Here is a 25940-nt window from a genome sequence, read left to right as displayed (position 1 = left end):
GTCTACGCGAGCGCCTTGGCCAGCGGCTCCGGGAGCGGCTCGGTGTGCAGCACGCCGAGCCGTTGCGTGGCGCGGGTGAGCGCCACGTACAGGTCGCTGGTGCCGTAGCGGCCCGGCTCGACCACCAGGACCGAGTCGAACTCGAGCCCCTTGGCCTGGCGCGGGTCGAGGAGCACCACCTGGTGGGTGAGGTCCGGCTCGGCGCCCGCCGTGACCCCGTCCAGGCGGGCGGCGAGGGTGCGGTGCAGCTCGCGCGGCGCGATGACCGCGAGGCGGCCCTCCTTCGGGGTGAGCTCCTTGACCGCCTCGGCGGTGGCGGCGGGCAGGTCGGCGGCGGCGCGGGCCCAGGGCCTCACCCCGGTGGCGCGGACCGAGCTGGGCGGCTCGAAGCCGGGGTGCGCGTCCCGGACCACGGCGGCCGCGACCTCCATGATCTCCGCGGGGGTGCGGTAGTTGACGCCGAGCCGGTGGTGCTCCCAGCGGTCCTCGACGTACGGGTCGAGGATGCCCTCCCAGGAGCCGACGCCGCCCGCCTCCGAGGTCTGCGCCGGGTCGCCGACGAGGGTCATGGACCGGGTGGGGCTGCGCCGCATCAGCAGCCGCCACGCCATCGGGGACAGCTCCTGCGCCTCGTCCACGATGATGTGCCCGAACGCCCAGGTGCGGTCGGCGGCGGCGCGCTCGGCGGCGCTGCGGTGGTCGTCCTCCTCGTGCCGTTCGGCGAACCGCTCGGCGTCGATGATGTCGTGCGCGGACAGCACCTCGGAGGACTCGGGGTCGTCCTCCTCCTTGTCCTCGAACTCGAAGGTCCGGGAGGCGTAGGAGACGTCCAGCACGCCCTGGGCGTAGGCGATCTGCCGCTGCCGCTCGCGTTCGGCGCGGTCGCGGGCGAGCCTGTCGTCCTCGCCGAGGAGTTCGGCGGCCTCGTCCAGCAGCGGCACGTCGGAGACGGTCCAGTGCCGGGTGACCGGGCGGCGGACCACGGCGGCGTCCTCGTCGGGGAGGTAGCCCTCCGGGGCGGCGAGGAAGTCCGCGACCAGCCGCTGCGGGGTGATGCGCGGCCAGAGCTGGTCGATCGCCGACCAGACTTCGGGGTTCTCGGCCAGCTCGTCGCGGATCTGGGTGATGTCGCTCGGGTCGAGCAGGTTGGACCCGTCGTACGGGTCGGTGCCGATGCGCTCGGCGAGCATGTCGGTGAGCGTGTTGAGGATGTGCCCCTCGAAGTGCTCGCGTGCCACGTTGTGCGGCAGCTTGGTGGCGCGGGTGCGCTCCCGGGCGACGTTCACCAGGCCGTCGTCGAGCATCAGGACCTCGCGGTCGTGTTCGATCGCGATGACCGGGTCGGGCAGCGCCTGCCGGTCGCGGACGTACTCCGCGAGCACGCCGGCCATCTCCGCCCGCCCCTTGACGGCGGCGGCCTCCGGCGTGTCCGTGCGGGTGGTCCGCACGCCCGGGAACAGCTCACCGACGGTCGCGAGGAGCACGCCGGTCTCACCGAGGCTGGGCAGCACCTCGCCGATGTAGCCGAGGAACGCCGGGTTGGGTCCGACGATCAGCACGGCGCGGCGGGCGAGCAGCTCGCGGTGCTCGTAGAGCAGGTACGCGGCGCGGTGCAGGGCGACGGCGGTCTTGCCGGTGCCGGGGCCGCCCTCGACCACCATGACGCCCCGGTGCGGAGCGCGGATGATGCGGTCCTGGTCGGCCTGGATGGTGCGGACGATGTCGCCCATGCGGCCGGTGCGGGCGGAGTTCAGGGCGGCGAGCAGTACGGCGTCGCCGGTGGGGTCCTCGTGGCCGGTGCGGGTGTCGTCGCCGAGGTCGAGGATCTCGTCGTGCAGGTCGGTGACCCGGCGGCCCTCGGTGGCGATGTGCCGGCGGCGCCGCAGCCCCATGGGGGTGTGGCCGGTGGCCAGGTAGAACGGGCGGGCGACGTCGGCCCGCCAGTCGATGAGGAGCGGGGTGAGCTCGTCGTCGTCGGCGCGCAGGCCGATGCGTCCGATGTGGTGGGTCTGCCCGGACGTGAGGTCGATGCGCCCGAAGCAGAGGGAGCCGTCCACCGCGTTGAGCGCGGCGAGCAGCCCGGAGCGCTCGGCGACCAGGATGTCCCGTTCCAGCCGGGCCTGCCGGGGTGTGTGGCCCTGGGCGAGGGCGTCCGCCACACCGGCCTCGGCGTCGCCCCGCAGGACGTCCACCCGTGCGTACAGTCCGTCGATGAATTCCTGTTCGTGCCGCAATTCATCGTCCGGATATTCGGTGTTTGACAATTCCACTCCCGCCCGGATATACTGTGCTCACTGAATTTCTTCGCGACTTCTCTTCATGAAGGCGCGAATGAACGAATATACGCAAGGAAAACCCCCGGGCGCAATTACCCGGGGGTTTTCCTTGTGCGGAGGGCGGCGGGTCAGAGCACGTCGCGCAGTTCCTCCCGCAGCCGCCGGCCCGGCCGCGCGCCGACCATCGACCGCAGCGGCTCGCCGTCGCGGAAGACGACGAAGGTCGGCATCGACAGCACCTTGTACGCGTGGGTCGTCGTCGGGTTGCGGTCCACGTTCAGCTGGACCACCTTCAGCCGGCCCTCCTCCGCCGCGGCCAGCTCCCGCAGCACCGGCGCCATCTGCCGGCACGGCGGGCACCAGTCGGCCGTGAATTCCACCAGCACCGGAAGCCCGGCGCCCAGCACCTCCTCCGCGAAATCCGTGTCCGTCACCTCAGGAACGCCGCTCATCGCGGTCCCCCTCCCAGTTCGCACTCCGGTTCCGGACCACCCGGGACCGCCGCGTCGGCGGCCAGCGCCGCACGGGCCGCCTCCGCCCTCGCCAGCTGCCGCCCGACCTGCTCCCGCACCGCGCCCAGTTCGGCGATGAGCGTGTCGAGCTCGTCGAGCTTGCGCCGGTAGACCTGGAGCGAGGCCGGGCAGGAGTCGCCCTCGGGGTGCCCGGCCCGCAGGCACTCCACGAACGGCCGGGTCTCCTCCAGGCCGAACCCGAAGTCCTGGAGGGTGCGGATCTGCCGCAGCAGCCTCAGGTCGGACTCGTCGTAGGTCCGGTATCCGTTCCCGTTCCGTCGTGCGGGCAGCAGCCCGCGGGACTCGTAGTACCGCAGCGTCCGCGTCGTGGTCCCGGCGCGTGCGGCCAGCTCGCCGATTCGCATGCCGTCGAACGTAAGGCTTGACGCGGGCGTCAGGGCAAGGGCGGAGCGCCGGTGACGCGGAAGGCCGGGCGGCCGGACTCACGGGGGAGAGTCCGGCCGCCCGGCGGGAGGCCCTGTCAGGGGGGTGGGCCTCCGGGGGCCGGCCGGCCGGGGCGACGGGGGTGCGGCCCGGCCGGCCGGGGCGGGAAGGGCCCGGGGTCAGGCCTTGGCGAGTTCCTTCTCACCGCCCGGCCCGGACGCCTCGGCGTCGTCCCGGCCGGCGCCGTCGCCGTGGTCGTCCAGCAGCGTGCGCTCGTCGAACGGGGCGCGCCCGGACAGCACCTCGGCGACCCGCTCCTTGTCGATCTCCTTCGTCCAGGTGCCGATCAGCACCGTGGCGATCGCGTTGCCGGCGAAGTTGGTCAGCGCGCGGGCCTCGCTCATGAAGCGGTCGATGCCGACGATCAGGCCGATGCCGTCCACCAGGGCGGGCTTGTGCGACTGGAGACCGCCGGCCAGGGTCGCGAGGCCGGCGCCGGTGACTCCGGCGGCGCCCTTCGAGGCGACCAGCAGGAACAGCAGCAGCGGGATCTGCTCGCCGACCGACATCGGCGTGCCCATGGCGTCGGCGATGAACAGCGAGGCCATGGTCATGTAGATCATGGTGCCGTCGAGGTTGAAGGAGTAGCCGGTCGGGACGGTGATGCCGACCACCGGCTTGCTGACGCCCAGGTGCTCCATCTTCGCGATGAGCCGCGGCAGCGCGGACTCGGACGACGAGGTGGACAGGATCAGCAGGAACTCACGGCCCAGGTACTTGAACAGGGTCCACACGTTCAGGCCCGCGACGATCCTCAGCATCGAGCCGAGCACCACGAAGAGGAACAGCACACACGTGATGTAGAAGCCGAGCATCAGCACCGCGAGGCTCTTCAGCGCCTCCAGGCCGGCCGAGCCGGTGACGGCGGCCATCGCGCCGAACGCGCCGACCGGCGCGGCCCACATGATCATGGCGAGGACGCGGAAGACCAGCCGCTGGATGTGCTCGATGCCGCGCAGGACCGGCTGACCCGCGTTGCCCATGGCCTGCAGGGCGAAGCCGCACAGCAGGGCGATCAGCAGGGTCTGCAGCACCTCGCCCTGGGTGAAGGCGGACACGATGGTGGTCGGGATGATGCCGAGCAGGAACTCGGTGGTGTCCTTCGCCTCGGCGTCGATCTGCGCGTGGCCGGTCTCCTTGACCGCATCCGTGATCGCGAGGCCGCTGCCCGGCTCCAGGATGTTGCCGACGACCAGGCCGATGCCGAGCGCCACCACGGACATGACCATGAAGTAGCCGAGGGCGATGCCGCCCACCGCGCCGACCTTGGCCGCCTTCCGCACGGACCCGATGCCCAGCACGATGGTGCAGAAGATGATCGGCGAGATCATCATCTTGATCAGGTTCACGAAGCCGGTGCCGATCGGCTTCAGCTCGACCGCGAAGTCCGGCGCGATCAGGCCGACGGCGATGCCGAGGGCGACCGCGATGATCACCGCGATGTAGAGATAGTGCGTGCGGTCCCGCTTGGCCTTGGGTGCGGCAGGTGCCGTATCGGCGGTGCTGGTCACGGCGGCCCTCCTTGACGTCGTCGTCGGCATCACCGGCGTGCGGCTCACGTCCGGGGGATGGTTCGGGGGAACGCGGCGACTATGTCGTGCCTTGTGAGTGCGGTCACCCTTCCGTTCATTTAGTTCACCGCGAGGGCGCGAGGCAGACTGGCTGGATGCGCATCCCCCTCCCCCGGCCCCGCAGCCTCGCGGGACAGCTCTTCGCCATGCAGGCCGTGCTGCTCACGGTCGTCGTGGCGGGGTACGCGCTGGCCACCTATCTCAGCCACCGCAGCGAAGCCGAGGAGGCCGCGGGGCGGCAGGCCGCCTCGGTGGCCCGCTCCGTCGCCGACTCACCGTCGGTGCGCGAGGCGATCCGCTCGTCCGACCCGTCGGCGCGGCTCCAGCCGTACGCGGTGGCGGTGGTGCGCGACACCGACGTGGACTTCGTCACGATCATGGATCCGCGGGGCATCCGCTGGACCCACCCCGACCCGGCCCAGATCGGCCTGCCCTTCCAGGGGCACACCGGCCCGGCGCTCCAGGGGCGTACCTTCACCGAGACCTACACCGGCACCCTCGGCCCGTCCGTGCGGGCCGTGACGCCGGTGCGGGACGGCGACCGGATCGTCGGCCTGGTCAGCGCGGGCATACGGGTCGAGGAGATCGGCCGGCGGGTGCAGGAGCAGCTCGCCGCGCTGCTGGCGGTCGCGGCGGGCGCGCTCGGGCTCGGCGCGATCGGCACGTACGTGATCAACGCGCGGCTGCGCCGGCACACGCACGGGATGAACGCGACCGAGCTGAGCCACATGCACGACTACCATCAGGCCGCGCTGCACGCCGTGCGCGAGGGGCTGCTGATGCTGGACGGTCAGTTCCGGGTGGCGCTGATCAACGACGGCGGCCGGGAGCTGCTCGGGGTGGACCAGGAGGAGGACGTGGTGGGCCGGTCGGTCGCGGAACTGGGGCTGCCGGCGCCGCTGACGGGCGCGCTGCTCGCCTCCGAGCCCCGGGTCGACGAGGTGCACCTCACGGCCGACCGGGTGCTGGTGGTGAACACCTCGCCGGTCACCGGCGGCCAGCGGCGCGGCTCGGTGGTGACGTTGCGGGACGTCACCGAGCTGCAGTCGCTGATGGGCGAGCTGGACTCGGAGCGGGGCTTCACGCAGGCGCTGCGCTCCCAGGCGCACGAGGCGGCCAACCGGCTGCACACCGTGGTGTCGCTGATCGAGCTGGGCCGCGCCGAGGAGGCCGTGGAGTTCGCCACCGCCGAGCTGGAGCTGGCGCAGGCCCTCACCGACCAGGTGGTGGCGGCGGTGAGCGAGCCGGTGCTGGCGGCGCTGCTGCTGGGCAAGACCGCGCAGGCCAACGAGCGGGGCGTGGAGCTGGTGGTGTCCCCGGACAGCCGCCTGGACGACGGCCTGCTGCCGGAGGCGCTGCCCTCCCGCGACCTGGTGACCATCCTCGGCAACCTGATCGACAACGCGGTGGACGCGGCGCAGGGCGGGGTGCGGCCGCGCGTGACGGTGACGGCGCTGACCGAGGAGGACGGCTCGGAGCTGGTCCTGCGGGTCGGCGACACGGGGCCGGGCGTCGACCCGGACCGCGCGGAGGAACTGTTCCGGCTCGGGTACACCACCAAGCCGTCCGGCCCCGGCGGGCGGGGTCTGGGCCTCGCCCTGGTCCGGCAGGCGGTGTCCCGGCACGGCGGCACCCTCGCGGTGACCTCCGGCGGGGACGGCGGCGCCGTGTTCGACGTGCGGGTCCCGCTGCGGGAGACGGCCGGTGCGGTCGTGAACGGCGTGGGCGGTGCCGTGTGACCGGGCAGCCGATCAGGGTGCTGGTCGTCGAGGACGACCCGGTGGCCGCCGACGCGCACGTGATGTACGTGGGGCGGGTGCCCGGCTTCGTCGCCGTCGGCAAGGCGCACACCGGGTCGGAGGCCCGCCGGGCGCTCGACCGCACCCCCGTCGACCTGCTGCTGCTCGACCTGCACCTGCCGGACGTGCACGGGCTGCAGCTGGCCCGCACGCTGCGGGCGGCCGGCCATCAGGCCGACGTGATCGCGGTGACCTCGGCGCGGGACCTCGCCGTGGTGCGCGAGGGGGTGTCGCTCGGCGTCGTGCAGTACGTGCTGAAGCCGTTCACCTTCGCGACGCTCCGCGACCGGCTGGTGCGGTACGCCGAGTTCCGCGCGGCCGCCGGCGAGGCGAGCGGCCAGGACGAGGTCGACCGCGCGCTGGCGACCCTGCGCGCGCCCGGCCCGGCCGCCCTCCCGAAGGGCCTCAGCGGCCCCACCCTGGAACGCGTCTCCACGGCCCTGCGCGACGCCTCCGACGGCCTCACCGCCACGGGCGTCGCGGAGGCGGTCGGCATCTCCCGCATCACGGCCCGCCGCTACCTGGAACACCTGGTCGACGCCGGCTGCGCGGCCCGCCGCCCGCAGTACGGGACGGTGGGGCGGCCGGAACTCCAGTACCGCTGGCTGCCGGGCACCTGACCTGGACCGTCACACCGCCCGCGGGGACCGCAGGAACCTTGATCGACACCGTGCACGGCACGATCTTCTTCGTCGCCGCGTCCCAACTCCCGTTCGCCGTCGGGCTGATGAAGAACGTCATGGACGGCGTGGCGAAGGAGCTCGAGGAGGCCGCCCGGACCGGGGGAGTCCTCGCTCCCCTCGCTCGCGCGGATCGTGCTGCCGCTGACGGGACCGGGCGTGGCGGTGGTCGTCCACTCGACGCCGGTGATCCCGCTGTACGTGCTGATCTCCCGGCGGCTGGGGGCGGGGTTCGCGCCGGGCGGCGCCGTGAAGGGGTGACCGGCGGATTCACGCCGCGCCCGGGGACGCGCACGGAGGGGCGCACGGGGCGCGGGGCCCGTACGGGGGTGCGAGGGGCGGGCGTCCGTTCCGTCCGGCTCGTGCGCGGGCCGGGGGCACGCGGGTCCGCATATGCCCACTGAGCTTGCCGTTCGCAATGCGGAGCGCTTCACTCCGGGACCGGCCCGGTCCTCCCGCCGAAACGCGACCGGCCGGTAGCCGTACCTTCCTACGATCCGTGTTCCTGGCCGAACAGACCGTAGTCACCTCCGGCGGGCGGGCCTAGCTTGTGGGCCGTGCGCCGACCTCCCCTTCGCAGCGACCGCCACCCGCCCCCGCCGTTCAACGCCCCCGCCGCCCGGCGGCTGCGCGCCGCGCTGGGCCTGGGCCCGGACCATGTGGCCCACGCCCTGCGCGCCTCCTACGACCTGCCCTACGTCACACCGGCCCTCGTCGCCGCCTGGGAGCGCGGCACCGCCTCCCCGTCCCACCCCGAACTCACCGCTCTCGCGGGCGTGCTGTGGTGTTCCCCGGGCGAACTCATAGGCCGCCCGCGTACCTTGCGCGAGCACAGGACGGCCCGCGGCCTGGCTCCGGAGGACGTCGCCCACACCGTGGGCCACGAACTCCAGGCGTATCTGCGGATGGAGGAGACGGGCCGGTGGCGCGGCACCGAGCGCCAGACCGCCGCCCTGACCCGGGTGCTGGGCCTGTCCCTGGCCGACGTCCTCACCGTCACCGGCCGTGAGGAGCGCCTCGCGGAACTGCTGCGCGACGCGGTGACCACACGCTGGCAGGCCTACGTCAGGCCGGTGTCGAAGATCGCGCCGCTGGAGCGGCGTCTCCTGGAGGAGGTGCTGCACCGGCTGCACCAGGACTACCAGGGCCACATGGCCGCCACGCTCAGCTGGGGCGGCGGCCCCGCCGACGCGTCCGACCCGGGCCGCGACTTCCTGGCCCACGTCGTCGACCACTTCTGGACGGCGGTCGAGGACGGCGGCCGCGCCTGAACGGCGCGCGGGACGCGCCCGGCCGGTACGCCGCCGCCGGCCGGGCGCCACACCCTTGAGGGTTCGAGGGGACCGGTCTAGAAGACCGACTCCGCCTCGTCCATGCGGTCCTTCGGGACCGTCTTCAGTTCCGTGACCGCCTCCGCCAGCGGCACCATCACGATGTCCGTGCCGCGCAGGGCGGTCATCCTGCCGAAGTCGCCCCGGTGGGCGGCCTCCACCGCGTGCCAGCCGAAGCGGGTGGCGAGGACACGGTCGTACGCCGTCGGCACGCCGCCGCGCTGGACGTGACCGAGGATGACCGGCTTGGCCTCCTTGCCGAGGCGCCGCTCCAGCTCGTACGCCAGGGCCGTGCCGATGCCCTGGAAGCGCTCGTGACCGAACTTGTCGATCTCGCCCTTGCCGTAGTCCATGGTGCCCTCGGCCGGGTGGGCGCCCTCGGCGACGCAGATCACCGCGAACTTCTTGCCCCGGTCGAAGCGCTCCTCGACCATCTTGACCAGCTGGGCCGGGTCGAAGGGGCGCTCGGGCAGGCAGATGCCGTGGGCGCCGGCCGCCATGCCGGACTCCAGGGCGATCCAGCCCGCGTGCCGGCCCATGACCTCGACGACCATCACCCGCTGGTGCGACTCGGCGGTGGTCTTCAGACGGTCCATCGCCTCGGTGGCGACGCCGACGGCGGTGTCGAAGCCGAAGGTGCGGTCCGTGGAGGAGATGTCGTTGTCGATCGTCTTGGGGACGCCGACCACCGGCAGACCGGCGTCGGACAGCATGCGGGCCGCCGTCAGCGTGCCCTCGCCGCCGATCGGGATGAGCGCGTCGATGCCGAACTCGTGGATCATGTCGGAGGCGTTCTCGCAGGCCTCGCGGAGCCGGTCGCGCTCCAGCCGGGAGGAACCCAGTATGGTCCCGCCGCGCGCCAGGATGCCGCTGACCGCGTTGAGGTCCAGCGTCCGGTAGCGGCCGTCCAGCAGGCCGGAGTAGCCGTCCTCGAAGCCGATGACCTCGTCGCCGTAGTTGTCCACCGCCCGGTGCACGACCGACCGGATCACTGCGTTCAGCCCAGGGCAGTCTCCGCCTGCGGTGAGGACTCCTATACGCATCGTGCTGTGTCTCCTGGTCGCTGTCGATACCGGTGAGCCATTGCCGATTCTTTCACGTCGCCCGGAGCACCGCCGACGGCCCGATGCGCGGGCGTCCTAGCCAGGGCCACGGGTACTGTCAAGAGGGATCCGCTCACCTGTGTGGGCGGTTTCGAGGCCCCGCCGTCGCCCTCGCGGCCCCCGACGAAGCCCCTCGACGAAACGGAGAGCGCGCGTGACCCGCAGCGTGTACGTGACCGGAATCGACCGCGGCGACGGCCGCCAGGTCGTCGAGCTCGGGGTGATGGAGCTGCTGACCCGGCAGGTCGACCGGGTGGGCGTCTTCCGCCCCCTGGTGCACGACGGGCCCGACCGGCTCTTCGAACTGCTGCGGGCCCGCTACCGGCTCACCCAGGACCCCGCGACCGTGTACGGCATGGACTACGCGGAGGCGTCCACGCTCCAGGCCGAGAGCGGCACCGACGAGCTGGTGTCCACCCTCGTGGACCGGTTCCACCTGGTCGCCCGCGACTACGACGTCGTGCTGGTGCTGGGCACCGACTACGCGGACACGCAGTTCCCGGACGAGCTGTCCCTGAACGCCCGCCTCGCCAACGAGTTCGGCGCCTCGGTCATCCCCGTCGTCGGCGGCCGCCGGCAGACCGCCGAGTCCGTGCGCGCGGAGACCCGCAACGCCTACCGCGCCTACGACACGCTCGGCTGCGACGTACTGGCGGTGGTGGTCAACCGGGTCGCGCGCGAGGACCGGGACGAGATCGCCGAGCGGCTCGCCACCCGGCTGCCCGTGCCCTGCTACGTGCTGCCCGACGACGCCGCGCTGTCCGCGCCCACGGTGTCCCAGATCGTCCACAGCCTGGGGGCGAAGGTGGTGCTCGGCGACGACTCCGGGCTCGCCCGCGACGCCCTGGACTTCGTCTTCGGCGGCGCGATGCTGCCCAACCTCCTCGCCGCGCTGACCCCCGGCTGCCTGGTGGTGACCCCGGGCGACCGGGCCGACCTGGTGGTGGGCGCGCTGGCCGCGCACAGCGCCGGCACCCCGCCGATAGCCGGGGTGCTGCTGACCCTGGACGAGGTGCCCGGCGAACGCATCCTCACCCTCGCCGACCGGCTGGCGCCGGGTACGCCGGTGCTGTCGGTGCCGAGCAACAGCTTCCCCACCGCCGAGCAGCTGTTCTCCCTGGAGGGCAAGCTGAACGCGGCCACCCCGCGCAAGGCGGAGCGGGCGCTCGGCCTGTTCGAGCGGTACACCGACACCGCCGAACTCACCCGCGAGGTGTCCGCGCCCAGCAGCGACCGCGTCACCCCGATGATGTTCGAGCACAAGCTGCTGGAGCAGGCCCGCTCCGACCTGCGCCGGGTGGTGCTGCCGGAGGGCTCCGAGGAGCGGGTGCTGCACGCGGCGGAGGTGCTGCTGCGCCGGGGCGTGTGCGAGCTGACCCTGCTCGGCGACGTCGACCTGATCCGCAAGAAGGCCGCCGACCTGGGCATCGACCTCGGCGACACCCAGCTGATCGACCCGGCCACCTCGGAGCTGCGTGACTCCTTCGCGGAGAAGTACGCGGCGCTGCGCGCCCACCGGGGCGTCACCGTGGAGCTGGCGTACGACGTGGTGTCGGACGTGAACTACTTCGGCACGCTGATGGTGGAGGAGGGCCTCGCCGACGGCATGGTGTCCGGCTCGGTGCACTCCACGGCGGCGACCATCCGTCCGGCCTTCGAGATCATCAAGACCCGCCCGGACGCGGACATCGTCTCCTCGGTGTTCTTCATGTGCCTGGCCGACAAGGTGCTGGTGTACGGCGACTGCGCGGTCAACCCGGACCCGGACGCCGAGCAGCTCGCCGACATCGCGGTGCAGTCGGCGGTCACGGCGGCGCGGTTCGGGGTGCAGCCGCGGATCGCGATGCTGTCGTACTCGACGGGGACGTCCGGTTCCGGCGCCGACGTGGACAAGGTGCGCCGGGCGACCGAGCTGGTCCGCGAGCGCCGGCCCGACGTGAGCATCGAAGGGCCGATCCAGTACGACGCGGCCGTGGAGCCGTCGGTGGCGGCGACCAAGCTGCCGGACTCCGAGGTGGCCGGCCAGGCGACCGTGCTGATCTTCCCCGACCTGAACACCGGCAACAACACCTACAAGGCCGTGCAGCGCTCGGCCGGCGCGATCGCCGTCGGACCGGTCCTCCAGGGCCTGCGCAAGCCGGTCAACGACCTGTCCCGGGGCGCCCTGGTGCAGGACATCGTCAACACCGTCGCGATCACCGCCATCCAGGCGCAGTCCCCGGCCCCGAGCGAGAAGGCAGCCTCCCAGTGAGCCCCTCCCGTGTCCTCGTCCTCAACTCCGGCTCCTCGTCGGTGAAGTACCAGCTGCTGGACATGGCCGACAGCAGCCGGCTGGCGTCCGGTCTCGTCGAGCGGATCGGCGAGCGCACCTCCCTGGTGCGCCACACGCCGCTGGCGTCCGGCGGGGAGACCCGGGAGCGCACCGGCCCGGTCGCCGACCACGAGGCCGCGCTGAAGGCGATGGGCGAGGAGCTGGCCGCCGACGGTCTCGGCCTGGACTCCCCCGAGCTGCTGGCGATCGGCCACCGGGTGGTGCACGGCGGCAAGTACTTCACCGACCCGACGGTGATCGACGAGCGGGTGCTCGCCGAGATCGAGCGGCTGATCCCGGTGGCGCCGCTGCACAACCCGGCCAACCTCACCGGCATCCGCACGGCGACGGCGCTGCGCCCGGACCTGCCGCAGGTCGCCGTCTTCGACACCGCGTTCCACACCACGATGCCTGAGTCGGCGGCCCGCTACGCGATCGACGTGGAGACCGCCGACGCCCACCGGGTGCGCCGCTACGGCTTCCACGGCACCTCGCACGCGTACGTCTCGCGGGCCACGGCGCGGCTGCTGGGGAAGGCGCCCGAGGACGTGAACGTGATCGTGCTGCACCTGGGCAACGGGGCGTCCGCGTCGGCCGTGCGGGCGGGCCGCTGCGTGGACACCTCGATGGGGCTCACCCCCTTGGAGGGGCTCGTGATGGGTACGCGGTCCGGTGACATGGACCCGGCCGTGATCTTCCATTTGATGCGCGTCGGCGGAATGTCCGCCGACGAGGTCGACGCCCTCCTGAACAAGAGGAGCGGGCTGGTCGGGCTGTGCGGGGACAACGACATGCGGGAGATCAGGCGCCGTATCTCCGAGGGCGACGAACAGGCGGAGCTCGCCTTCGACATCTACATTCACCGGTTGAGGAAGTACATCGGCGCCTATTACGCCGTTCTCGGACGGGTGGACGCGGTGGCCTTCACGGCCGGGGTCGGCGAGAACTCCGCCGAGGTGCGTGAGGCCGCCGTGGAGGGCCTGGAGGGGCTCGGCCTGGCGGTCGACGGCGAGCGCAACGCGGTGCGCGGCGGCGGGGCGCGGCTGGTCTCGCCCGAGGGGGCACGGGTCGCGGTCGCGGTGGTACCCACGGACGAGGAAATGGAGATCGCACAGCAGACATACGCACTGGTCGGAAAGAACAACTGAGCATCGGGAACCTCATTTGTACATTCCGCCAGACGGAATATTCCGGAGCGAAACAAACCGATAGGATCGCCCCATGCGCCGTTCGAAAATCGTCTGTACTCTCGGCCCCGCGGTCGACTCCCACGAGCAGCTCGTCGCTCTGATCGAAGCCGGCATGAACGTGGCCCGCTTCAACTTCAGCCACGGCTCGCACGCCGAGCACCAGGGCCGGTACGACCGGGTCCGGGCCGCCGCCAAGGAGACGGGCAGGGCCGTCGGCGTCCTCGCCGACCTCCAGGGCCCCAAGATCCGTCTGGAGACCTTCGCCGAGGGCCCCGTCGAGCTGGTGCGCGGTGACGAGTTCACCATCACCACCGAGGACGTCGCCGGTGACAAGACGATCTGCGGGACGACCTACAAGGGTCTCCCGGGCGACGTCTCCCGCGGCGACCAGGTCCTGATCAACGACGGCAACGTCGAGCTGAAGGTGCTGGACGTCGAGGGGCCCAGGGTCAGGACGATCGTCATCGAGGGCGGCGTCATCTCCGACCACAAGGGCATCAACCTGCCCGGCACGGCCGTGAACGTGCCGGCGCTGTCCGAGAAGGACGTAGAGGACCTGCGGTTCGCCCTGCGGATGGGCTGCGACCTGGTCGCCCTGTCCTTCGTCCGGGACGCGAAGGACGTCGCCGACGTCCACCGCGTGATGGACGAGGAGGGCCGCCGCGTCCCCGTCATCGCCAAGGTGGAGAAGCCGCAGGCGGTGGAGAACATGGAGGACGTCGTGATGGCGTTCGACGGCGTGATGGTCGCGCGTGGCGACCTGGCCGTCGAGTACCCGCTCGAGAAGGTCCCCATGGTGCAGAAGCGCCTGATCGAGCTGTGCCGGCGCAACGCGAAGCCGGTGATCGTGGCGACCCAGATGATGGAGTCGATGATCACCAACTCCCGTCCGACCCGCGCCGAGGCCTCCGACGTGGCCAACGCGATCCTGGACGGCGCGGACGCGGTCATGCTGTCGGCGGAGTCCTCGGTCGGCGCCTACCCGATCGAGACGGTCCGGACGATGTCGAAGATCGTCACGGCCGCCGAGCAGGAGCTGCTCTCCAAGGGCCTCCAGCCGCTGGTGCCGGGCAAGAAGCCCCGCACCCAGGGCGGTTCGGTCGCCCGCGCGGCCTGCGAGATCGCCGACTTCCTCGGCGGCAAGGGCCTGGTCGCCTTCACCCAGTCCGGCGACACCGCCCGCCGCCTGAGCCGCTACCGGGCGGCGCAGCAGATCATCGCGTTCACGACGGACGAGTCCACGCGCAACCAGATGACCCTCAGCTGGGGCGTCGAGCCGCACGTGGTGCCGTTCGTGAACAGCACCGACGAGATGGTCGCGCTGGTCGAGCAGGAGCTGGTCCGCCTGAGCCGCTTTAACGAGGGCGACATCGTGGTCATCACCGCCGGCTCCCCGCCCGGCGTCCCCGGCACGACGAACATGGTCCGCGTCCACCACCTGGGCGAGGCAACCGCCTGACCCGGCACCCGCAACACATAGAGGGCGCCCCCCTGCGTGCAGGGGGGCGCCCTCTATGTCAGTGCCTCACGGCGGGATTCACACCTGACCGGCCGCCTGCACGAGCGCGGACGCCAGGGCGTCGAAGTTCTCCCGGTAGAAGCCCAGCCGGATGTTGAACGGCTCCTCCGCGAAGAGGCCTCCGCGCTCGAGGAACAGGGTGGGTGCGGCGGTCAGCGCGCTGTGCACCATGTGGAGTTCCTCGATGGTGAGACGGAGGTCGAAGGACTCCGTGCGCCGTCCGGCCAGCCGTCCCACGAGCGCCTCGACGGCCTCCCGCCCCGCGCCGACCAGCAGGGTCAACTCCGTGTCACCGTAGTCCTGCTCGGCCAGATGGCTCAGTGCCGCGTACATCGCCGCTGCCTGGGAAGGCGCCAGCCTGGCCACCAGGGCGTCGCCGTCCCGCGCGAGCGTCAACCGCGTCCGCAAAGCCGCCTCCTCAGCGTTGTGCCCCGCAGGGCGGCCCTGCGGGGCACGATCTCCGGCTTCCCGGAGAGGCCGACGTGTCAGTCGGTGACGTACTGGTGGAGTCCCGGTACGTGCAGGGTGCCGCCGAACTGGCCGGCCTGCTGGACCGTGACCTTGGTGAAGTAGATCAGCGGGATGTTCAGCGGCGGCGGGTTCTCCGGGTCGAACGTGATCGGGATCAGTCCGAGCAGGTTGCCGGAGATGCTCTCGGTGTACATCACGGTGTCGCCGTCGCGGATGGTCGACGTCGAACCCTTGGCGGCCTGGACGTGGTACGTCTTGCCGGACTGCTTGTCCTTGACCGTCTGGTGCAGGTCGCCGATGTCGGTGCCGTCGGAGATGACGTACTTCAGCACCTTCTTCTTGGTGCCGTTGGCGGTCCGCACCTCGACGATGCCCTTGTAGTCGGCGCCCTTCAGCAGCAGCGAGCTGGCGTTCAGGTACCACGGGTCGTCGGGGAGCGGGACGTTGTTGTCGACCCCGCCCTCGGCGTCGGTGGCGACCGGGCAGTCCTCCAGGTCGATCCCGGACGACTCGGAGGGGCTGGGCGAGGCGGTGGCCTCGGGCTCCTTCGTCTCCTCCTCCGCGGCCTCCTCGGCCTTCTCCGTGGCGTCCTGCGCCGCGTCGCCGACCTTGTCGTGGACGTCCCCGGCGGCCTTCTCCGCGGGCTTCTGCGAGGCCTCCTCGTCCTTCTCGTCCGTCTTCTCCTCGGCGGGGGCCGACGACGAGGCGGAGGCGGACGGACTCGGGCTCGGGGTCTCCTCCGCCTTCCCGCCGGGCGTGAAGACGTCCTTGATGGCGTCGCCGATCTGCTCCAGCAGGTTCTTGTCGGTCTCCGACGGGGACGGTGCGGGCTCGGTGTCCGCCGCCTGTGCGCCCGCGGTCGCGGAGGGCGTGGGCGCCGGCTCGGCCTTGTCGTCGGAACCTGAATCCGGCGAAGAGTCCGATCCCTTGCCCGCGTCCTTCTCCGGGGCCTCCTCGGCGGGGGCCGAACCGGTCGGGTCCGCCGAAGGCTCCTTGTCGTCCTCGGAGGCGCTCTCACTCGCCGTGGCGGACGGCGTCGGCGACGCGCTCGCGTCCCCCTTGTCCGCCTTCTCGATGGCCTCCAGGCACTCCTTGAACTCGTCGGCCGTGAGATTCCTCGACGACGGCTGGTCGTCGGCCTGCGCGAGCGTCGGGGTGAAGCCCATCCCCATGAGGACCGCGGTCGGCATCGCCGCTATGGCTATCGCCTTCCCCGCGGGCATGTGGAACCTGGTGAACAGCGGCTTCTTGGGTGCCGCGTGTCGCGGCCCGGTTCTCACACGGGACGCCTCCACATCAGCCCCGTGGGTCACCTCGTCAGCCGGCACTGTGCCTCCCGTTCGCCCCGTTCGCCGGGCTCGTTCCTGACAGATCGTTCGGCTCGCCCGTCGCCGCGGCGCCCTCCGCGGGGCCGTAGTCCGTGGATTCGGGGAAGGCGCCCTCAGGTGCGCCGCCGTGCGCGCCCTCGTCCGCCCGCGGCTCCTGCTCGGGCGGCTCGCCGGACACCCACGACACGGCCATCGCGCCGCCCACGAGGGCGAAGAGGAAGCCGATCAGGAAGCCGCCGAGGTTGGACACGGGGATGGACACCAACGCCAGCAGAATCGCCGCGACACCCGCGAACACGCGGATGTGCTTCTGGAACCAGAGGCTGACGCCGAGGACGACGAGCAGCACGCCGATGATCAGGGACCCGGCGCCCGCGGTGGTCGCCATCGCCAGGGTCAGGTGACCGATCTGCAGGTTCGCGTACGGGAAGTAGGCGATGGGGAGTCCGCCGATGATGATGAACAGACCGGCCCAGAAGGGCCGCTGGCCACGCCAGGCGCGGAACTGCAGCCGTCGGCGAGTGAACTGGCCGGAGGCGGCAGGAGTCTCGGCGCTCATGAGAAACAGCTCCCTGGATGGCGTTGCTGTGGTGGTGATGTGCGCCGCGCGTGAAAGCGCGGCGGGAAGGTGGACGGGCGGGGGCGCCACCGGCTCCCCCGCCCGTCAGCGAGTGCTTAGTAGCACTCCTTGACGCCCGTCGAGAGCGACATCTTCAGGCCGCTGAGCTTGAAGGTTCCGGCGGTGGTCGCCCACGCCGTCTGCTTCACGTCCTTCAGCACGGCCTTGTCGGCCTGCTGCGCGAACCCGAAGGGATTGGACTGCTCGCCGCCGCCCTTCATGCCCGGACCCTTGGTGGCGTCCTTGGCGGCAACACCGATGTCGATGTTCGTGAACGTCGCATCGGCGTTCAGGTCGGCGACGTCGATGTACAGGTTCTTGGCCTCGACCGGCTGAGCGCCGTCGCCGGCGCGCAGGATCAGGCTGACGTTCCCGAGCACCGGAATGTTCGGGGTCACGACCGACTGGCACAGGCTCTTGATGGTCGCGGACTTGAACGCCGAGACCGCGACGGGGTGAGCCGTCTTCTTGCCGTCAGCGGTGTAACCCTCGTCGATGGCGCCGTACTGCGAGAAGCCCTCGCCGACGAGCTCCTTCGTGGTCACCTTGAACGACTGGCCGGAAACGCTGAACGACGCCGCGAGCGCGCCCTGCGCGAGAGCGACACCTATGCAAGCCGTGGCGGCCACGCTGGGCACCATGACCACAGCGAACCGCTTCCATCTGGTCCCGCCACGCACCTGGGACTCCATATTTCCTCCTTCTCGGACGTACATCTCCTGTCCTGGCTCGCCGCCTTGACCGGCGGCCGAGTCGGGCAGGGATGGGAGAAGTGCTACGTCCTCGGGAAGGAGAGCGCCCGCATTCGGCGACGCGAGGTACGCGCCCGAATCACCGGCGATCACCCCCGAGCGACAACCACTGGTCGCGCCTGACACGCATCACGCACAACCCTGCTGGACAGGCTTCGCCGGACGGGCGAAGACCCCCCTGTCCAAGGAACGCCGTCATTGCCGGCGCTCCTGCTCGGTGGGGACCCAGGAGTTCCCGCGGCCCGACCGGCTGTCGGGGTACGGGTAATGGACCGAGCGTGGCCGATCGTGGTGCATTCTCGCCGCCCGCACAAGGGGGTTCGTTACTCGCTAGTAACGGCCCGATAACCGCGGGGCGACCCGGTGGACCCGAGCGGCGACGCTGGGTGCACCGGAGGGGGTGTACAAAACTATTGATCAGTGGACAGAATCCGACAGATCAACTCGGTTGACTTACTGGCAGTAACAGCGGCCGCGATTACCAAGATTTGGCAAAGCGCGGCCGCTGGGGCCTCTGTCGGCCAGCCTGCACCTCACGTCCCGCCTGACGCCGTAACGGGCGAAAGTGACGTAACGGGCGCCTGGATCCGTGAGGTCAGAACAGCGCGCGGGCCAGGGCGCGGCGCGCGGCCACCACGGCGGGGTGGTCGGCGCCGACCACGTCGAACAGCTCCAGCAGCCGCACGCGCGCGGCCTCCCGGTCGTCGCCCGCCGTGCGGGCCACGGTGTCCACCAGCCGCCCGAAGGCGTCCTCGACATGACCGCCCGCCAGGTCCAGATCGGCGGCGGCGATCTGCGCCGGTACGTCGCCCGGCTTCTCGGCGGCGTCCTTGCGCACCTGCTGGGGGTCCATGTCCCGCACGCGGCGCAGCAGTTCGGCCTGGGCGAGGCCCAGCTTGGCCTCGGGGTGGGCCGGGTCCTCGGCGAGCACGTTCTTGTAGGCCTGCACGGCGCCGTCGAGGTCGTTGCCGTCCAGCGCGCGGGCGGCCGCCTCCAGGAGGGAGTCGTACGGGCCGGCGGGGACCTCGTCGGCCGCCGGGGCGGCGCCCGGCTCTGCCTCCGGGTCGACGGCCAGGCCGGTCAGGCCGAAGCGCTGTTCGGCGACCTGCACCAGCTGGTCCAGGGTCTGACGGATCTGCGCCTCGCCGGCGGCGCCCTGGAAGAGCGGGAGGGCCTGTCCGGCCACCACCGCGAAGACGGCGGGGATGCCCTGGATGCCGAACTGCTGCATCAGCATCTGGTTGGCGTCGACGTCGATCTTGGCGAGGAGGAAACGGCCGTTGTATTCGACGGCGAGCCGCTCGAGGACGGGGCTCAGCTGCTTGCAGGGCTCGCACCACTCGGCCCAGAAGTCGATGACGACCGGGACCTCGGTGGACCGCTGCAGGACGTCGCGTTCAAAACCGGCCTCGTCGACGTCGATGACGAGATCGGCGGGCGAGACGGCGCCGGTGCCGCCCGTACGGGCCGCCTCGGCGCGCGCCTGCTCCGCCTTCGCCTTGGCCTCCTGGGCCGCCTTCACCGCGGCGAGGTCGACGACTCCGCTCATGGACATGTTCCGTGGCTGCATGCGTCTATCCTCCCCCGTACTCCGCGTGAGTGTGAAAAGCGCCCGGGAAACACAGGCTTACGTGTGGTGCCGGTGCGCCGGGTCCCCACCCGGCGCGGTGGTCGTCGCTCGGGCACGTCAGGTGCTCACGTGCTTTCGCTACGAGTCGTAGCGTAATGGCAGGAGCCCGGTGCGCGGTGCTGCTTTCCGGTGATCTCCCTCACGACCGCACGGAATCCGCCGGTTATGGTCGTGCCATGCAGCGCCGCCATCCAGCCAGCCGCACCGGGCGTCCCCGCAGCGCAGCGGCCGACACCGCGATCCTCGCCGCGACCCGGCAGGCGCTGGTGGACCTGGGGTGGTCCAAGCTCACGCTCTCGGACGTCGCGGTGCGCGCCGGGGTGGCCAAGACGACGCTGTACCGGCGCTGGGCGGGCAAGAACGAACTCGTCGTGGACGCCGTCGCCGAGCTCTTCGACGAGCTGACGCTGCCGGACCGCGGTTCGCTGGCCGCCGACATCGAGGGCGTGGTGCTGCAGTTCGCCGCGATCCTGGCCCGCCCCGAGGCCCGCAGCGGGCTGATGGCGGTGGTCGCCGAGGCCACGCGCGACGAGGCGCTGCGCGAGCGGATCCGCGCCTCGATCGTCGACCGGCAGAAACGCCTGGTGATCGCGGGCCGTACCCGCGCCCAGGAGCGGGGCGAACTCCCCCCGGAGACCGACGCGGAGCGCTCGGCCCGCGCGGTCGACCTGATCTTCGACATGGTGGCCGGTTCGGTGGTGCACCGGACCCTGGTCAGCAACCAGCCGGCCGACGAGGAGTGGGTGCACGGGCTGACCCGGGTGCTGCTGTCGGGGCTGGCGGCGAGCGCGCGCTGAACCCGCCGCCCGGGGACACGGGGAGCGCTGTGACCGCCCGGGTCGAACCGGCCACGGTCGGCCGATACTCGCCTGTCACCCCGCGGTCACCCGCTGCGATGATCGTGACCGCTTCGGGACGCACGTATCAGGGGGACAGGTATGACCGGCGCCGTTCGCATCGACACGTCCACGCCGCACCCGGCCCGGGTGTACGACTGGTTCCTCGGCGGCAAGGACAACTACCCCGTCGACGAGGAGCTGGGCCGGCAGATCATGGGCGTGGACGGCACCGCCCGGCACGTGGCCCGCACCAACCGCTGGTTCATGCAGCGCGTCACCCGCTGGCTGGCCGGACCCGGAGGCGTACGGCAGTTCCTGGACATCGGCACCGGCATACCGACCGAGCCGAACCTGCACCAGATCGCGCAGGGCATCGCGCCCGAGTCGCGGGTGGTCTACACGGACAACGACCCCATCGTCCTGAAGCACGCCGAGGCGCTCCTGCACAGCACGCCCGAGGGCGCCACCGCCTACGTGCAGGCGGACGTGCGCGAGCCGGGCCGGATCCTGAAGGAGGCCCGGCAGACCCTGGACCTCACCCGCCCGGTGGCGCTGTCCCTGGTGGCGCTGACCCACTTCCTCGGCGAGGAGGACGACCCGCACACCCTGGTGGCCGGTCTCGTCGACGCCCTGCCGTCCGGCAGCTACCTGGTGCTGTCGCAGCTCACGGCGGACTTCGACCCGGAGGCCGTGGCCCGCGGGGTCGAGATGTACCGGGCGGGCGGCGTCACCCTGGCGCCCCGCTCCCGCGCGGAGATCGCCCGGTTCTTCGAGGGCCTCGAGCCCGTCGAGCCCGGGGTGGTCCGGCTGACCGACTGGCACCCGGAACTCGCGGTCGGGGAGACCGTCGACGAGCGCGCGGTCGTCTCGCTGTACGGGGCGGTCGCCCGCAAGCCGTGAACGCGCCGCGCCCCGGCGGGCACGGGGCCTGCCGGGGCGGGGCGGTCGTACGACGGGTCGCTGTCCGGGTGCGTCAGAAGCCGGCGGGCTCCGTGTAGACGCCCCACTCGTCGCGCAGGGCGTCGCAGATCTCGCCCAGCGTGGCTTCCGCGCGGACGGCGTCGAGCATCGGCTCGATCATGTTCGCGCCGGAACGGGCCGCCTCGACCATCGCGTCGAGCGCGCCCCGCACCTTCGCGTCGTCGCGGGAGCCCTTGCGCTCGCCGAGCAGCCGGACCTGCTCGCGCTCCACCTCGTGGCTGACCCGGAGGATCTCCAGGTCGCCGGTCACGGAGCCGGTGTTGACGTTGACGCCGACGACCTTCTTGTCGCCCTTCTCCAGCGCCTGCTGGTAGCGGAACGCCGACTCGGCGATCTCGCCGGTGAACCAGCCGTCCTCGATGCCGCGCAGGATGCCGGAGGTGATGGGCCCGATGGGGTGCTGCCCGTCGGGGTGGGCGCGGAGCCCCCGCTCCTTGATCTGCTCGAAGATCTTCTCGGCGTCCGCCTCGATGCGGTCGGTGAGCTGCTCGACGTACCAGGAACCGCCCAGCGGGTCGGCGACGTTGGCGACGCCGGTCTCCTCCATCAGCACCTGCTGGGTGCGCAGGGCGATCTCGGCGGCCTGCTCGCTGGGCAGCGCGAGGGTCTCGTCGAGGGCGTTGGTGTGCAGCGAGTTGGTCCCGCCGAGCACCGCGGCGAGCGCCTCGACGGCGGTGCGGACGACGTTGTTGTACGGCTGCTGCGCGGTCAGCGAGACGCCGGCGGTCTGGGTGTGGAACCGCAGCCACTGCGCCTTCTCGCTCCTGGCGCCGTAGACGTCCCGCATCCAGCGCGCCCAGATGCGGCGCGCGGCACGGAACTTGGCGATCTCCTCGAAGAAGTCGACGTGCGCGTCGAAGAAGAAGGACAGGCCGGGCGCGAAGACGTCCACGTCGAGGCCGCGGCTGAGGCCCAGCTCGACGTACCCGAAGCCGTCCGCGAGGGTGTACGCCAGCTCCTGCGCGGCCGTCGAACCCGCCTCGCGGATGTGGTAGCCGGAGACGGACAGCGGCTTGTACGCGGGGATGCGCGCGCTGGTGTACTCCATCAGGTCGCCGATGAGGCGCAGGTGCGGCTCGGGCTGGAAGAGCCACTCCTTCTGGGCGATGTACTCCTTGAAGATGTCCGTCTGCAGCGTGCCGTTGAGCACGCCCGGGTCGACGCCCTGGCGCTCGGCGGCGACGAGGTACATGCAGAAGACGGGCACGGCGGGCCCGCTGATGGTCATCGAGGTGGTGACGTCACCGAGCGGGATGTCCTTGAACAGGACCTCCATGTCGGCCGCCGAGTCGATGGCCACCCCGCAGTGCCCGACCTCGCCCAGGGAGCGGGGGTCGTCGGAGTCGCGGCCCATGAGCGTCGGCATGTCGAAGGCGACGGACAGGCCGCCTCCGCCGTTGCCGAGGATCATCTTGTACCGCTCGTTGGTCTGCTCGGCGTTCCCGAACCCGGCGAACTGCCGGATGGTCCACGTCCGCCCCCGGTAGCCGGTCGGATACAACCCGCGGGTGAACGGGTACTCCCCCGGCCAGCCGATCCGCTCGAACCCGTCGTAGCGGTCCCCGGGCCGCGGCCCGTACACCGGCTCCACGGGGTCCCCGGAGAGCGTGGTGAAGTCTGCGTCGCGCTTGCGCGCGGCGTCGTACCGGGCCTGCCAGCGACGGCGGCCCTCCTCGATGGCGTCAGCGTCCATACCTTCGAATTTACTAGGACGTCCAAGTAAATGACAGTGGGGCAGGCCAGGAGGCGGACACGGAACCGTTCGGAGCACCGGCTACCCTCGACGGCATGAAGAAGAGCGTCCTGACCCGCTACCGGGTGATGGCCTACATCACGGCAGTCCTCCTGGTGCTGCTGACCGTGGGTGTGATCGGCAAGCGCCTGCTGGACCTGGACGGGTTCGACGGCTTCGTCACCGTGGTGGGCATCGCCCACGGCTGGCTGTACGTGCTGTACCTGATCTTCGCGTTCGACCTGGGCAGCAAGATGAAGATGCCGGTGGGCCGGCAGCTGTGGGTACTGCTCGCCGGCACCATCCCGACCGCGGCGTTCTTCGTCGAGCGCCGCGTGACCCGCGAGGCGGAGCCCCTGATCGCCCAGAACGCCGACACGACACCGGCCGCCGCGTAGGTTCTTCCCTCGCGGAGGCGACCCTCCTCGCCCGAGTGGTCCGCCGCACATCGACGGCACCGTCGGGTTTCTAACGCCTCGCAGGGCCAGCAGCGGTCCGAAGGCGCTGACACAGCCGTGAAGCGCCATAAGCCGGGGGGCATCGCGCACGCCGCCAAGGCATGCCGGCGCGTGAGCGCCCTCCGCGCCGGGGCACGCCCGACCGGGACTCAGCATGCGGGCAGCCCACGGCATGCGGTACGGACGGCGTCCTCGGCGGCGCAGCAGCACGGATCGTGCGCGGCGCGCCGCAGGAGGCAGCCCCTCCCCTTCCACCCTCCCGCGTCAGTGAGAGCGCACGGCGCTTGCCGCCCGCGTTTCTGCAGGTCACGACGTGAGAAATGCACCGTGACGAGGGAAGCGGCGGTCAGGCGCTGACGAGGGTCACCCCTCCTCGAAGTCGCCCGCCGAGAGGCGCAGGGGGCGGAGGATGGCGAAGAGTTCCCCGCACTCCTCCGCGTCGTAGGCGCTCAGGCCGAAGTCCATCGCCATCAGGTCCCGGGTCGCCGACTCGACCACCTCGCGGCCCTTGTCCGTGATGGACGCCAGTGTGCCGCGGCCGTCGTTGGGGTTGGGGCGCTTGGAGACCAGCCCCGACCTCACCAGCCGGTCCACGGTGTTGGTCACCGACGTCGGGTGCACCATCAGCCGCTCGCCGATCTTGGACATCGGCAGCTCGCCGGACTTGGAGAAGGTCAGCAGGACCAGCGCCTCGTACCGCGCGAACGTGAGCCCGTAGGGCTTGACCACCGCGTCGACCTCGGCCAGCAGGATCTGGTGGGCCCGCATGACCGAGGTGATGGCGGCCATCGCCGGGACGTTTCCCCAGCGTTGCTTCCAGAGCTCGTCGGCACGGGCGATGGGATCGAACGAGAGACTGAGCGGTTTGGGCACGGTCCCGACCCTACCGGCGGGTCAGATGCCGGTCAGCCCTGTCTCGCCCTTCGGTCCGCCCGTCAGCCGGCCAGGTGCCGTTCGACGGTCTCCACCTTGGACGTCAGCCCGTCCTCCACGCCCGGACGGATGTCCGCCTTGAGCACGAGCGAGACCCGCGGCGCACGCGCCTCCACCGCGGCCACGGCGCGTTTCACCACGTCCATGACCTCGTCCCACTCGCCCTCGACCGACGTGAACATCGCGTCGGTACGGTTCGGCAGCCCGGACTCGCGGACCACCCGCACGGCGTCGGCGACGTACTCCCCCACGTCCTCGCCGACGCCCAGCGGCGTCACGGAAAAGGCGACGATCACGCGTTCACGACCCCTTCCTTGCGGGCGCGGGACGCGATCACCGCGTCCTCGGCCTCACGCTTCAGCCGCCGCTCGGCGAAGAAGCCGCCGGTGGGCAGGACCGACATGAGGAAGTAGAAGGCGGCGGTCCCCAGCGACCACTTCGCGCGGTTCCAGGCGTCCGCCCAGAGGATCACGTAGAGGACGAAGAGGAAGCCGTGGACCGCGCCCATGACCGGCACGGCGTTGAATTCCGTCGTGCGCTTCAGGACCGAGCACACGAGCAGCAGCAGGAACGAGATCGCTTCGGGGCCCGAGACCAGGCGGAGGCGGCGGAGTGCGGAGGCGGTCTTGATGTCCACGGGTCACCTTCGGGAGGGAGAGACGTCGGCGTCGACGGTGCTGTCGGCTTGTGAACGCGCGCACAAGCGTAGCCATTGTGGCAAACCCCGTAGGCGATCACCGCAGGGGGTCGGGGCCGCGTCAGGGTGCGACTCCTCCTTCAGGATCTGGGCGCGGCGCAAAAGGGCCGCTACCGTCGCACACGTGGCGATGTTCCGACTTCAGAGCAGCAAGGTGCTCGCCGTCGACATGACCGGGGACGCCGTCAAGGCGAAGAACGGCTCCATGGTCGCGTACGACGGGCAGATGGCCTTCAAGAAGCTCACAGGCGGCGGTGAGGGCCTCCGGGGGATGGTGACCCGGCGGCTCACGGGCGAGCAGATGACGCTCATGGAGGTGAAGGGGCACGGCACCTGTTTCTTCGCCGACCGGGCCTCCGAGATCAACCTCGTGACCCTGAACGGGGAGAAGCTCTACGTCGAGTCCAGCAACCTGCTGGCGACCGACGGCGGCCTGCGGACGGGCACCACGTTCACCGGCCTGCGCGGCGCCTCCCAGGGCAACGGGCTGTTCACGACCACGATCGAGGGCCACGGCCAGGCCGCGATCATGTCGGACGGCCCCGCCGTGCTGCTGCGGGTCGGTCCGCAGTACCCGCTGACGGTCGACCCGGGCGCGTACGTCGCGCACCAGGGCGACCTGCGGCAGTCGTTCCAGTCCGGCGTGACGTTCCGCACGTTCATGGGCGAGGGCGGCGGCGAGGCCTTCCAGATCCGTTTCGAGGGCGACGGGGTGGTCTATGTCCAGCCCAGCGAGCGCAACACGATCGCGGGGGACGTCTGAC

At 71.4% G+C, this 25940-nt stretch carries 24 protein-coding genes and 1 pseudogene; 11 read left to right on the top strand and 14 right to left on the bottom strand.

The features are described 5' to 3' along the window. Positions 1–2 precede the first annotated feature (2 nt). The 4 genes from ACQZOG_RS20945 to ACQZOG_RS20930 form a co-directional block, all read right to left on the bottom strand. Complete coding sequence (locus tag ACQZOG_RS20945) at positions 3–2282, bottom strand: HelD family protein (protein WP_430741890.1); 2280 nt, start codon at positions 2280–2282, stop codon at positions 3–5. Positions 2283–2404: 122 nt separating this feature from the next. Then, positions 2405–2728, bottom strand: a complete 324-nt coding sequence (locus ACQZOG_RS20940) for a thioredoxin family protein (RefSeq protein WP_037641652.1) — start codon at positions 2726–2728, stop codon at positions 2405–2407. Then, positions 2725–3153 carry a MerR family transcriptional regulator gene (locus tag ACQZOG_RS20935; RefSeq protein ID WP_033275470.1) on the bottom strand — a complete coding sequence of 143 codons (429 nt, stop codon included), beginning with the start codon at positions 3151–3153 and terminating at the stop codon, positions 2725–2727. The genes ACQZOG_RS20940 and ACQZOG_RS20935 overlap by 4 nt, the downstream gene beginning before the upstream one ends. Before the next feature lie 198 nt (positions 3154–3351). Then, positions 3352–4743 (bottom strand): cation:dicarboxylate symporter family transporter, encoded by a 1392-nt coding sequence (locus tag ACQZOG_RS20930; protein ID WP_033275471.1) that lies wholly within the window; start codon positions 4741–4743, stop codon positions 3352–3354. 155 nt (positions 4744–4898) lie between these two features. On the opposite strand from ACQZOG_RS20930, the gene ACQZOG_RS20925 reads away from it, so the two are divergent. The 4 genes and pseudogenes from ACQZOG_RS20925 to ACQZOG_RS20910 all read left to right on the top strand — a co-directional run bounded on the left by ACQZOG_RS20925 (position 4899) and on the right by ACQZOG_RS20910 (position 8553). Further along, the gene (locus ACQZOG_RS20925; RefSeq protein ID WP_430741715.1) at positions 4899–6542 is read left to right on the top strand and encodes a sensor histidine kinase; all 1644 of its coding nucleotides are present in this window, start codon (positions 4899–4901) and stop codon (positions 6540–6542) included. Further along, positions 6539–7222, top strand: coding sequence for a response regulator (locus ACQZOG_RS20920; RefSeq protein ID WP_193456131.1), 684 nt, complete (start codon positions 6539–6541; stop codon positions 7220–7222). Before ACQZOG_RS20925 ends, ACQZOG_RS20920 begins: the two co-directional genes overlap by 4 nt. Positions 7223–7260: 38 nt before the next feature. Continuing rightward, a pseudogene (locus ACQZOG_RS20915) lies at positions 7261–7543 on the top strand (carbohydrate ABC transporter permease); the annotation flags it as partial. A 287-nt stretch (positions 7544–7830) separates the two neighbouring features. Further along, positions 7831–8553: a helix-turn-helix domain-containing protein gene (locus ACQZOG_RS20910; protein ID WP_430741714.1), complete on the top strand. Its 723-nt coding sequence runs from the start codon at positions 7831–7833 to the stop codon at positions 8551–8553. A 77-nt stretch (positions 8554–8630) separates the two neighbouring features. On the opposite strand, the gene ACQZOG_RS20905 is transcribed toward ACQZOG_RS20910, so the two are convergent. After that, the gene (locus ACQZOG_RS20905; protein ID WP_033275475.1) at positions 8631–9656 is read right to left on the bottom strand and encodes an ATP-dependent 6-phosphofructokinase; all 1026 of its coding nucleotides are present in this window, start codon (positions 9654–9656) and stop codon (positions 8631–8633) included. Positions 9657–9870: 214 nt separating this feature from the next. Between ACQZOG_RS20905 and pta the strand changes: the two genes are divergently transcribed. From pta to pyk, 3 genes are all read left to right on the top strand, one after another. Beyond that, the gene (pta, locus tag ACQZOG_RS20900) at positions 9871–11967 is read left to right on the top strand and encodes a phosphate acetyltransferase (RefSeq protein WP_033275476.1); all 2097 of its coding nucleotides are present in this window, start codon (positions 9871–9873) and stop codon (positions 11965–11967) included. After that, positions 11964–13175, top strand: coding sequence for an acetate kinase (locus ACQZOG_RS20895; protein WP_359672812.1), 1212 nt, complete (start codon positions 11964–11966; stop codon positions 13173–13175). Before pta ends, ACQZOG_RS20895 begins: the two co-directional genes overlap by 4 nt. A gap of 73 nt (positions 13176–13248) precedes the next feature. Continuing rightward, positions 13249–14676 (top strand): pyruvate kinase, encoded by a 1428-nt coding sequence (gene pyk, locus ACQZOG_RS20890; RefSeq protein ID WP_037641640.1) that lies wholly within the window; start codon positions 13249–13251, stop codon positions 14674–14676. Positions 14677–14754: 78 nt separating this feature from the next. Here pyk and ACQZOG_RS20885 read toward each other — a convergent pair whose 3' ends face one another. From ACQZOG_RS20885 to ACQZOG_RS20865, 5 genes are all read right to left on the bottom strand, one after another. Next, positions 14755–15144, bottom strand: a complete 390-nt coding sequence (locus ACQZOG_RS20885) for a hypothetical protein (RefSeq protein ID WP_380828124.1) — start codon at positions 15142–15144, stop codon at positions 14755–14757. A gap of 77 nt (positions 15145–15221) precedes the next feature. Next, positions 15222–16535, bottom strand: a complete 1314-nt coding sequence (locus ACQZOG_RS20880) for a hypothetical protein (RefSeq protein ID WP_430741713.1) — start codon at positions 16533–16535, stop codon at positions 15222–15224. Beyond that, positions 16525–17094: a DUF6114 domain-containing protein gene (locus ACQZOG_RS20875; protein WP_033275480.1), complete on the bottom strand. Its 570-nt coding sequence runs from the start codon at positions 17092–17094 to the stop codon at positions 16525–16527. Before ACQZOG_RS20875 ends, ACQZOG_RS20880 begins: the two co-directional genes overlap by 11 nt. A gap of 116 nt (positions 17095–17210) precedes the next feature. Then, positions 17211–17846: a DUF6230 family protein gene (locus ACQZOG_RS20870; RefSeq protein WP_033275481.1), complete on the bottom strand. Its 636-nt coding sequence runs from the start codon at positions 17844–17846 to the stop codon at positions 17211–17213. A 655-nt stretch (positions 17847–18501) separates the two neighbouring features. Further along, on the bottom strand, positions 18502–19476 hold the full coding sequence (locus ACQZOG_RS20865; protein WP_033275482.1) for a tetratricopeptide repeat protein: 975 nt from the start codon (positions 19474–19476) through the stop codon (positions 18502–18504). Positions 19477–19712: 236 nt separating this feature from the next. Between ACQZOG_RS20865 and ACQZOG_RS20860 the strand changes: the two genes are divergently transcribed. Beyond that, a complete protein-coding gene (locus ACQZOG_RS20860) occupies positions 19713–20333 on the top strand; it encodes a TetR/AcrR family transcriptional regulator (protein ID WP_033275483.1) in 621 nt (206 codons plus the stop codon). A gap of 141 nt (positions 20334–20474) precedes the next feature. Continuing rightward, the gene (locus ACQZOG_RS20855) at positions 20475–21275 is read left to right on the top strand and encodes an SAM-dependent methyltransferase (RefSeq protein ID WP_033275484.1); all 801 of its coding nucleotides are present in this window, start codon (positions 20475–20477) and stop codon (positions 21273–21275) included. A 73-nt stretch (positions 21276–21348) separates the two neighbouring features. Here ACQZOG_RS20855 and ACQZOG_RS20850 read toward each other — a convergent pair whose 3' ends face one another. Further along, a complete protein-coding gene (locus tag ACQZOG_RS20850) occupies positions 21349–23049 on the bottom strand; it encodes an acyl-CoA mutase large subunit family protein (RefSeq protein ID WP_033275485.1) in 1701 nt (566 codons plus the stop codon). 95 nt (positions 23050–23144) lie between these two features. Between ACQZOG_RS20850 and ACQZOG_RS20845 the strand changes: the two genes are divergently transcribed. Further along, the gene (locus ACQZOG_RS20845) at positions 23145–23486 is read left to right on the top strand and encodes a DUF3817 domain-containing protein (protein WP_033275486.1); all 342 of its coding nucleotides are present in this window, start codon (positions 23145–23147) and stop codon (positions 23484–23486) included. Between the two features lie 423 nt (positions 23487–23909). Here the strand turns inward: ACQZOG_RS20845 and ACQZOG_RS20840 are convergent, their stop codons facing one another. From ACQZOG_RS20840 to ACQZOG_RS20830, 3 genes are all read right to left on the bottom strand, one after another. Then, a complete protein-coding gene (locus ACQZOG_RS20840) occupies positions 23910–24419 on the bottom strand; it encodes a MarR family winged helix-turn-helix transcriptional regulator (protein ID WP_033275487.1) in 510 nt (169 codons plus the stop codon). Positions 24420–24481: 62 nt separating this feature from the next. Further along, entirely contained in the window at positions 24482–24775 is a 294-nt protein-coding gene (locus ACQZOG_RS20835; RefSeq protein WP_006130194.1) for an MTH1187 family thiamine-binding protein, read from the bottom strand. Then, complete coding sequence (locus ACQZOG_RS20830) at positions 24772–25116, bottom strand: DUF3817 domain-containing protein (RefSeq protein ID WP_033275488.1); 345 nt, start codon at positions 25114–25116, stop codon at positions 24772–24774. The genes ACQZOG_RS20835 and ACQZOG_RS20830 overlap by 4 nt, the downstream gene beginning before the upstream one ends. A gap of 190 nt (positions 25117–25306) precedes the next feature. On the opposite strand from ACQZOG_RS20830, the gene ACQZOG_RS20825 reads away from it, so the two are divergent. Beyond that, entirely contained in the window at positions 25307–25939 is a 633-nt protein-coding gene (locus ACQZOG_RS20825; protein WP_033275489.1) for an AIM24 family protein, read from the top strand. Position 25940 lies beyond the last annotated feature (1 nt).

Origin of the sequence: Streptomyces sp. P13-3-3 (assembly GCF_050571355.1) — a bacterium.
GTDB classification, from domain to species: domain Bacteria; phylum Actinomycetota; class Actinomycetes; order Streptomycetales; family Streptomycetaceae; genus Streptomyces; species Streptomyces althioticus.
Note: the sequence above shows the minus strand (reverse complement) of the source record. Positions and strands in the feature narration are given on the sequence as shown.

What these genes read in the sequence shown, in the direction of transcription:
- ACQZOG_RS20855 (WP_033275484.1), top strand. Translation starts at nt 20,475, where the DNA reads ATGACCGGCGCCGTTCGCATCGACACGTCCACGCCGCACCCGGCCCGG.
- ACQZOG_RS20860 (WP_033275483.1), top strand. Translation starts at nt 19,713, where the DNA reads ATGCAGCGCCGCCATCCAGCCAGCCGCACCGGGCGTCCCCGCAGCGCA.
- ACQZOG_RS20845 (WP_033275486.1), top strand. Translation starts at nt 23,145, where the DNA reads ATGAAGAAGAGCGTCCTGACCCGCTACCGGGTGATGGCCTACATCACG.
- ACQZOG_RS20905 (WP_033275475.1), bottom strand. Translation starts at nt 9,656, where the DNA reads ATGCGTATAGGAGTCCTCACCGCAGGCGGAGACTGCCCTGGGCTGAAC.
- ACQZOG_RS20850 (WP_033275485.1), bottom strand. Translation starts at nt 23,049, where the DNA reads ATGGACGCTGACGCCATCGAGGAGGGCCGCCGTCGCTGGCAGGCCCGG.
- ACQZOG_RS20925 (WP_430741715.1), top strand. Translation starts at nt 4,899, where the DNA reads ATGCGCATCCCCCTCCCCCGGCCCCGCAGCCTCGCGGGACAGCTCTTC.
- ACQZOG_RS20825 (WP_033275489.1), top strand. Translation starts at nt 25,307, where the DNA reads ATGTTCCGACTTCAGAGCAGCAAGGTGCTCGCCGTCGACATGACCGGG.
- ACQZOG_RS20865 (WP_033275482.1), bottom strand. Translation starts at nt 19,476, where the DNA reads ATGCAGCCACGGAACATGTCCATGAGCGGAGTCGTCGACCTCGCCGCG.
- ACQZOG_RS20940 (WP_037641652.1), bottom strand. Translation starts at nt 2,728, where the DNA reads ATGAGCGGCGTTCCTGAGGTGACGGACACGGATTTCGCGGAGGAGGTG.
- ACQZOG_RS20875 (WP_033275480.1), bottom strand. Translation starts at nt 17,094, where the DNA reads ATGAGCGCCGAGACTCCTGCCGCCTCCGGCCAGTTCACTCGCCGACGG.
- ACQZOG_RS20870 (WP_033275481.1), bottom strand. Translation starts at nt 17,846, where the DNA reads ATGGAGTCCCAGGTGCGTGGCGGGACCAGATGGAAGCGGTTCGCTGTG.
- ACQZOG_RS20935 (WP_033275470.1), bottom strand. Translation starts at nt 3,153, where the DNA reads ATGCGAATCGGCGAGCTGGCCGCACGCGCCGGGACCACGACGCGGACG.
- pyk (WP_037641640.1), top strand. Translation starts at nt 13,249, where the DNA reads ATGCGCCGTTCGAAAATCGTCTGTACTCTCGGCCCCGCGGTCGACTCC.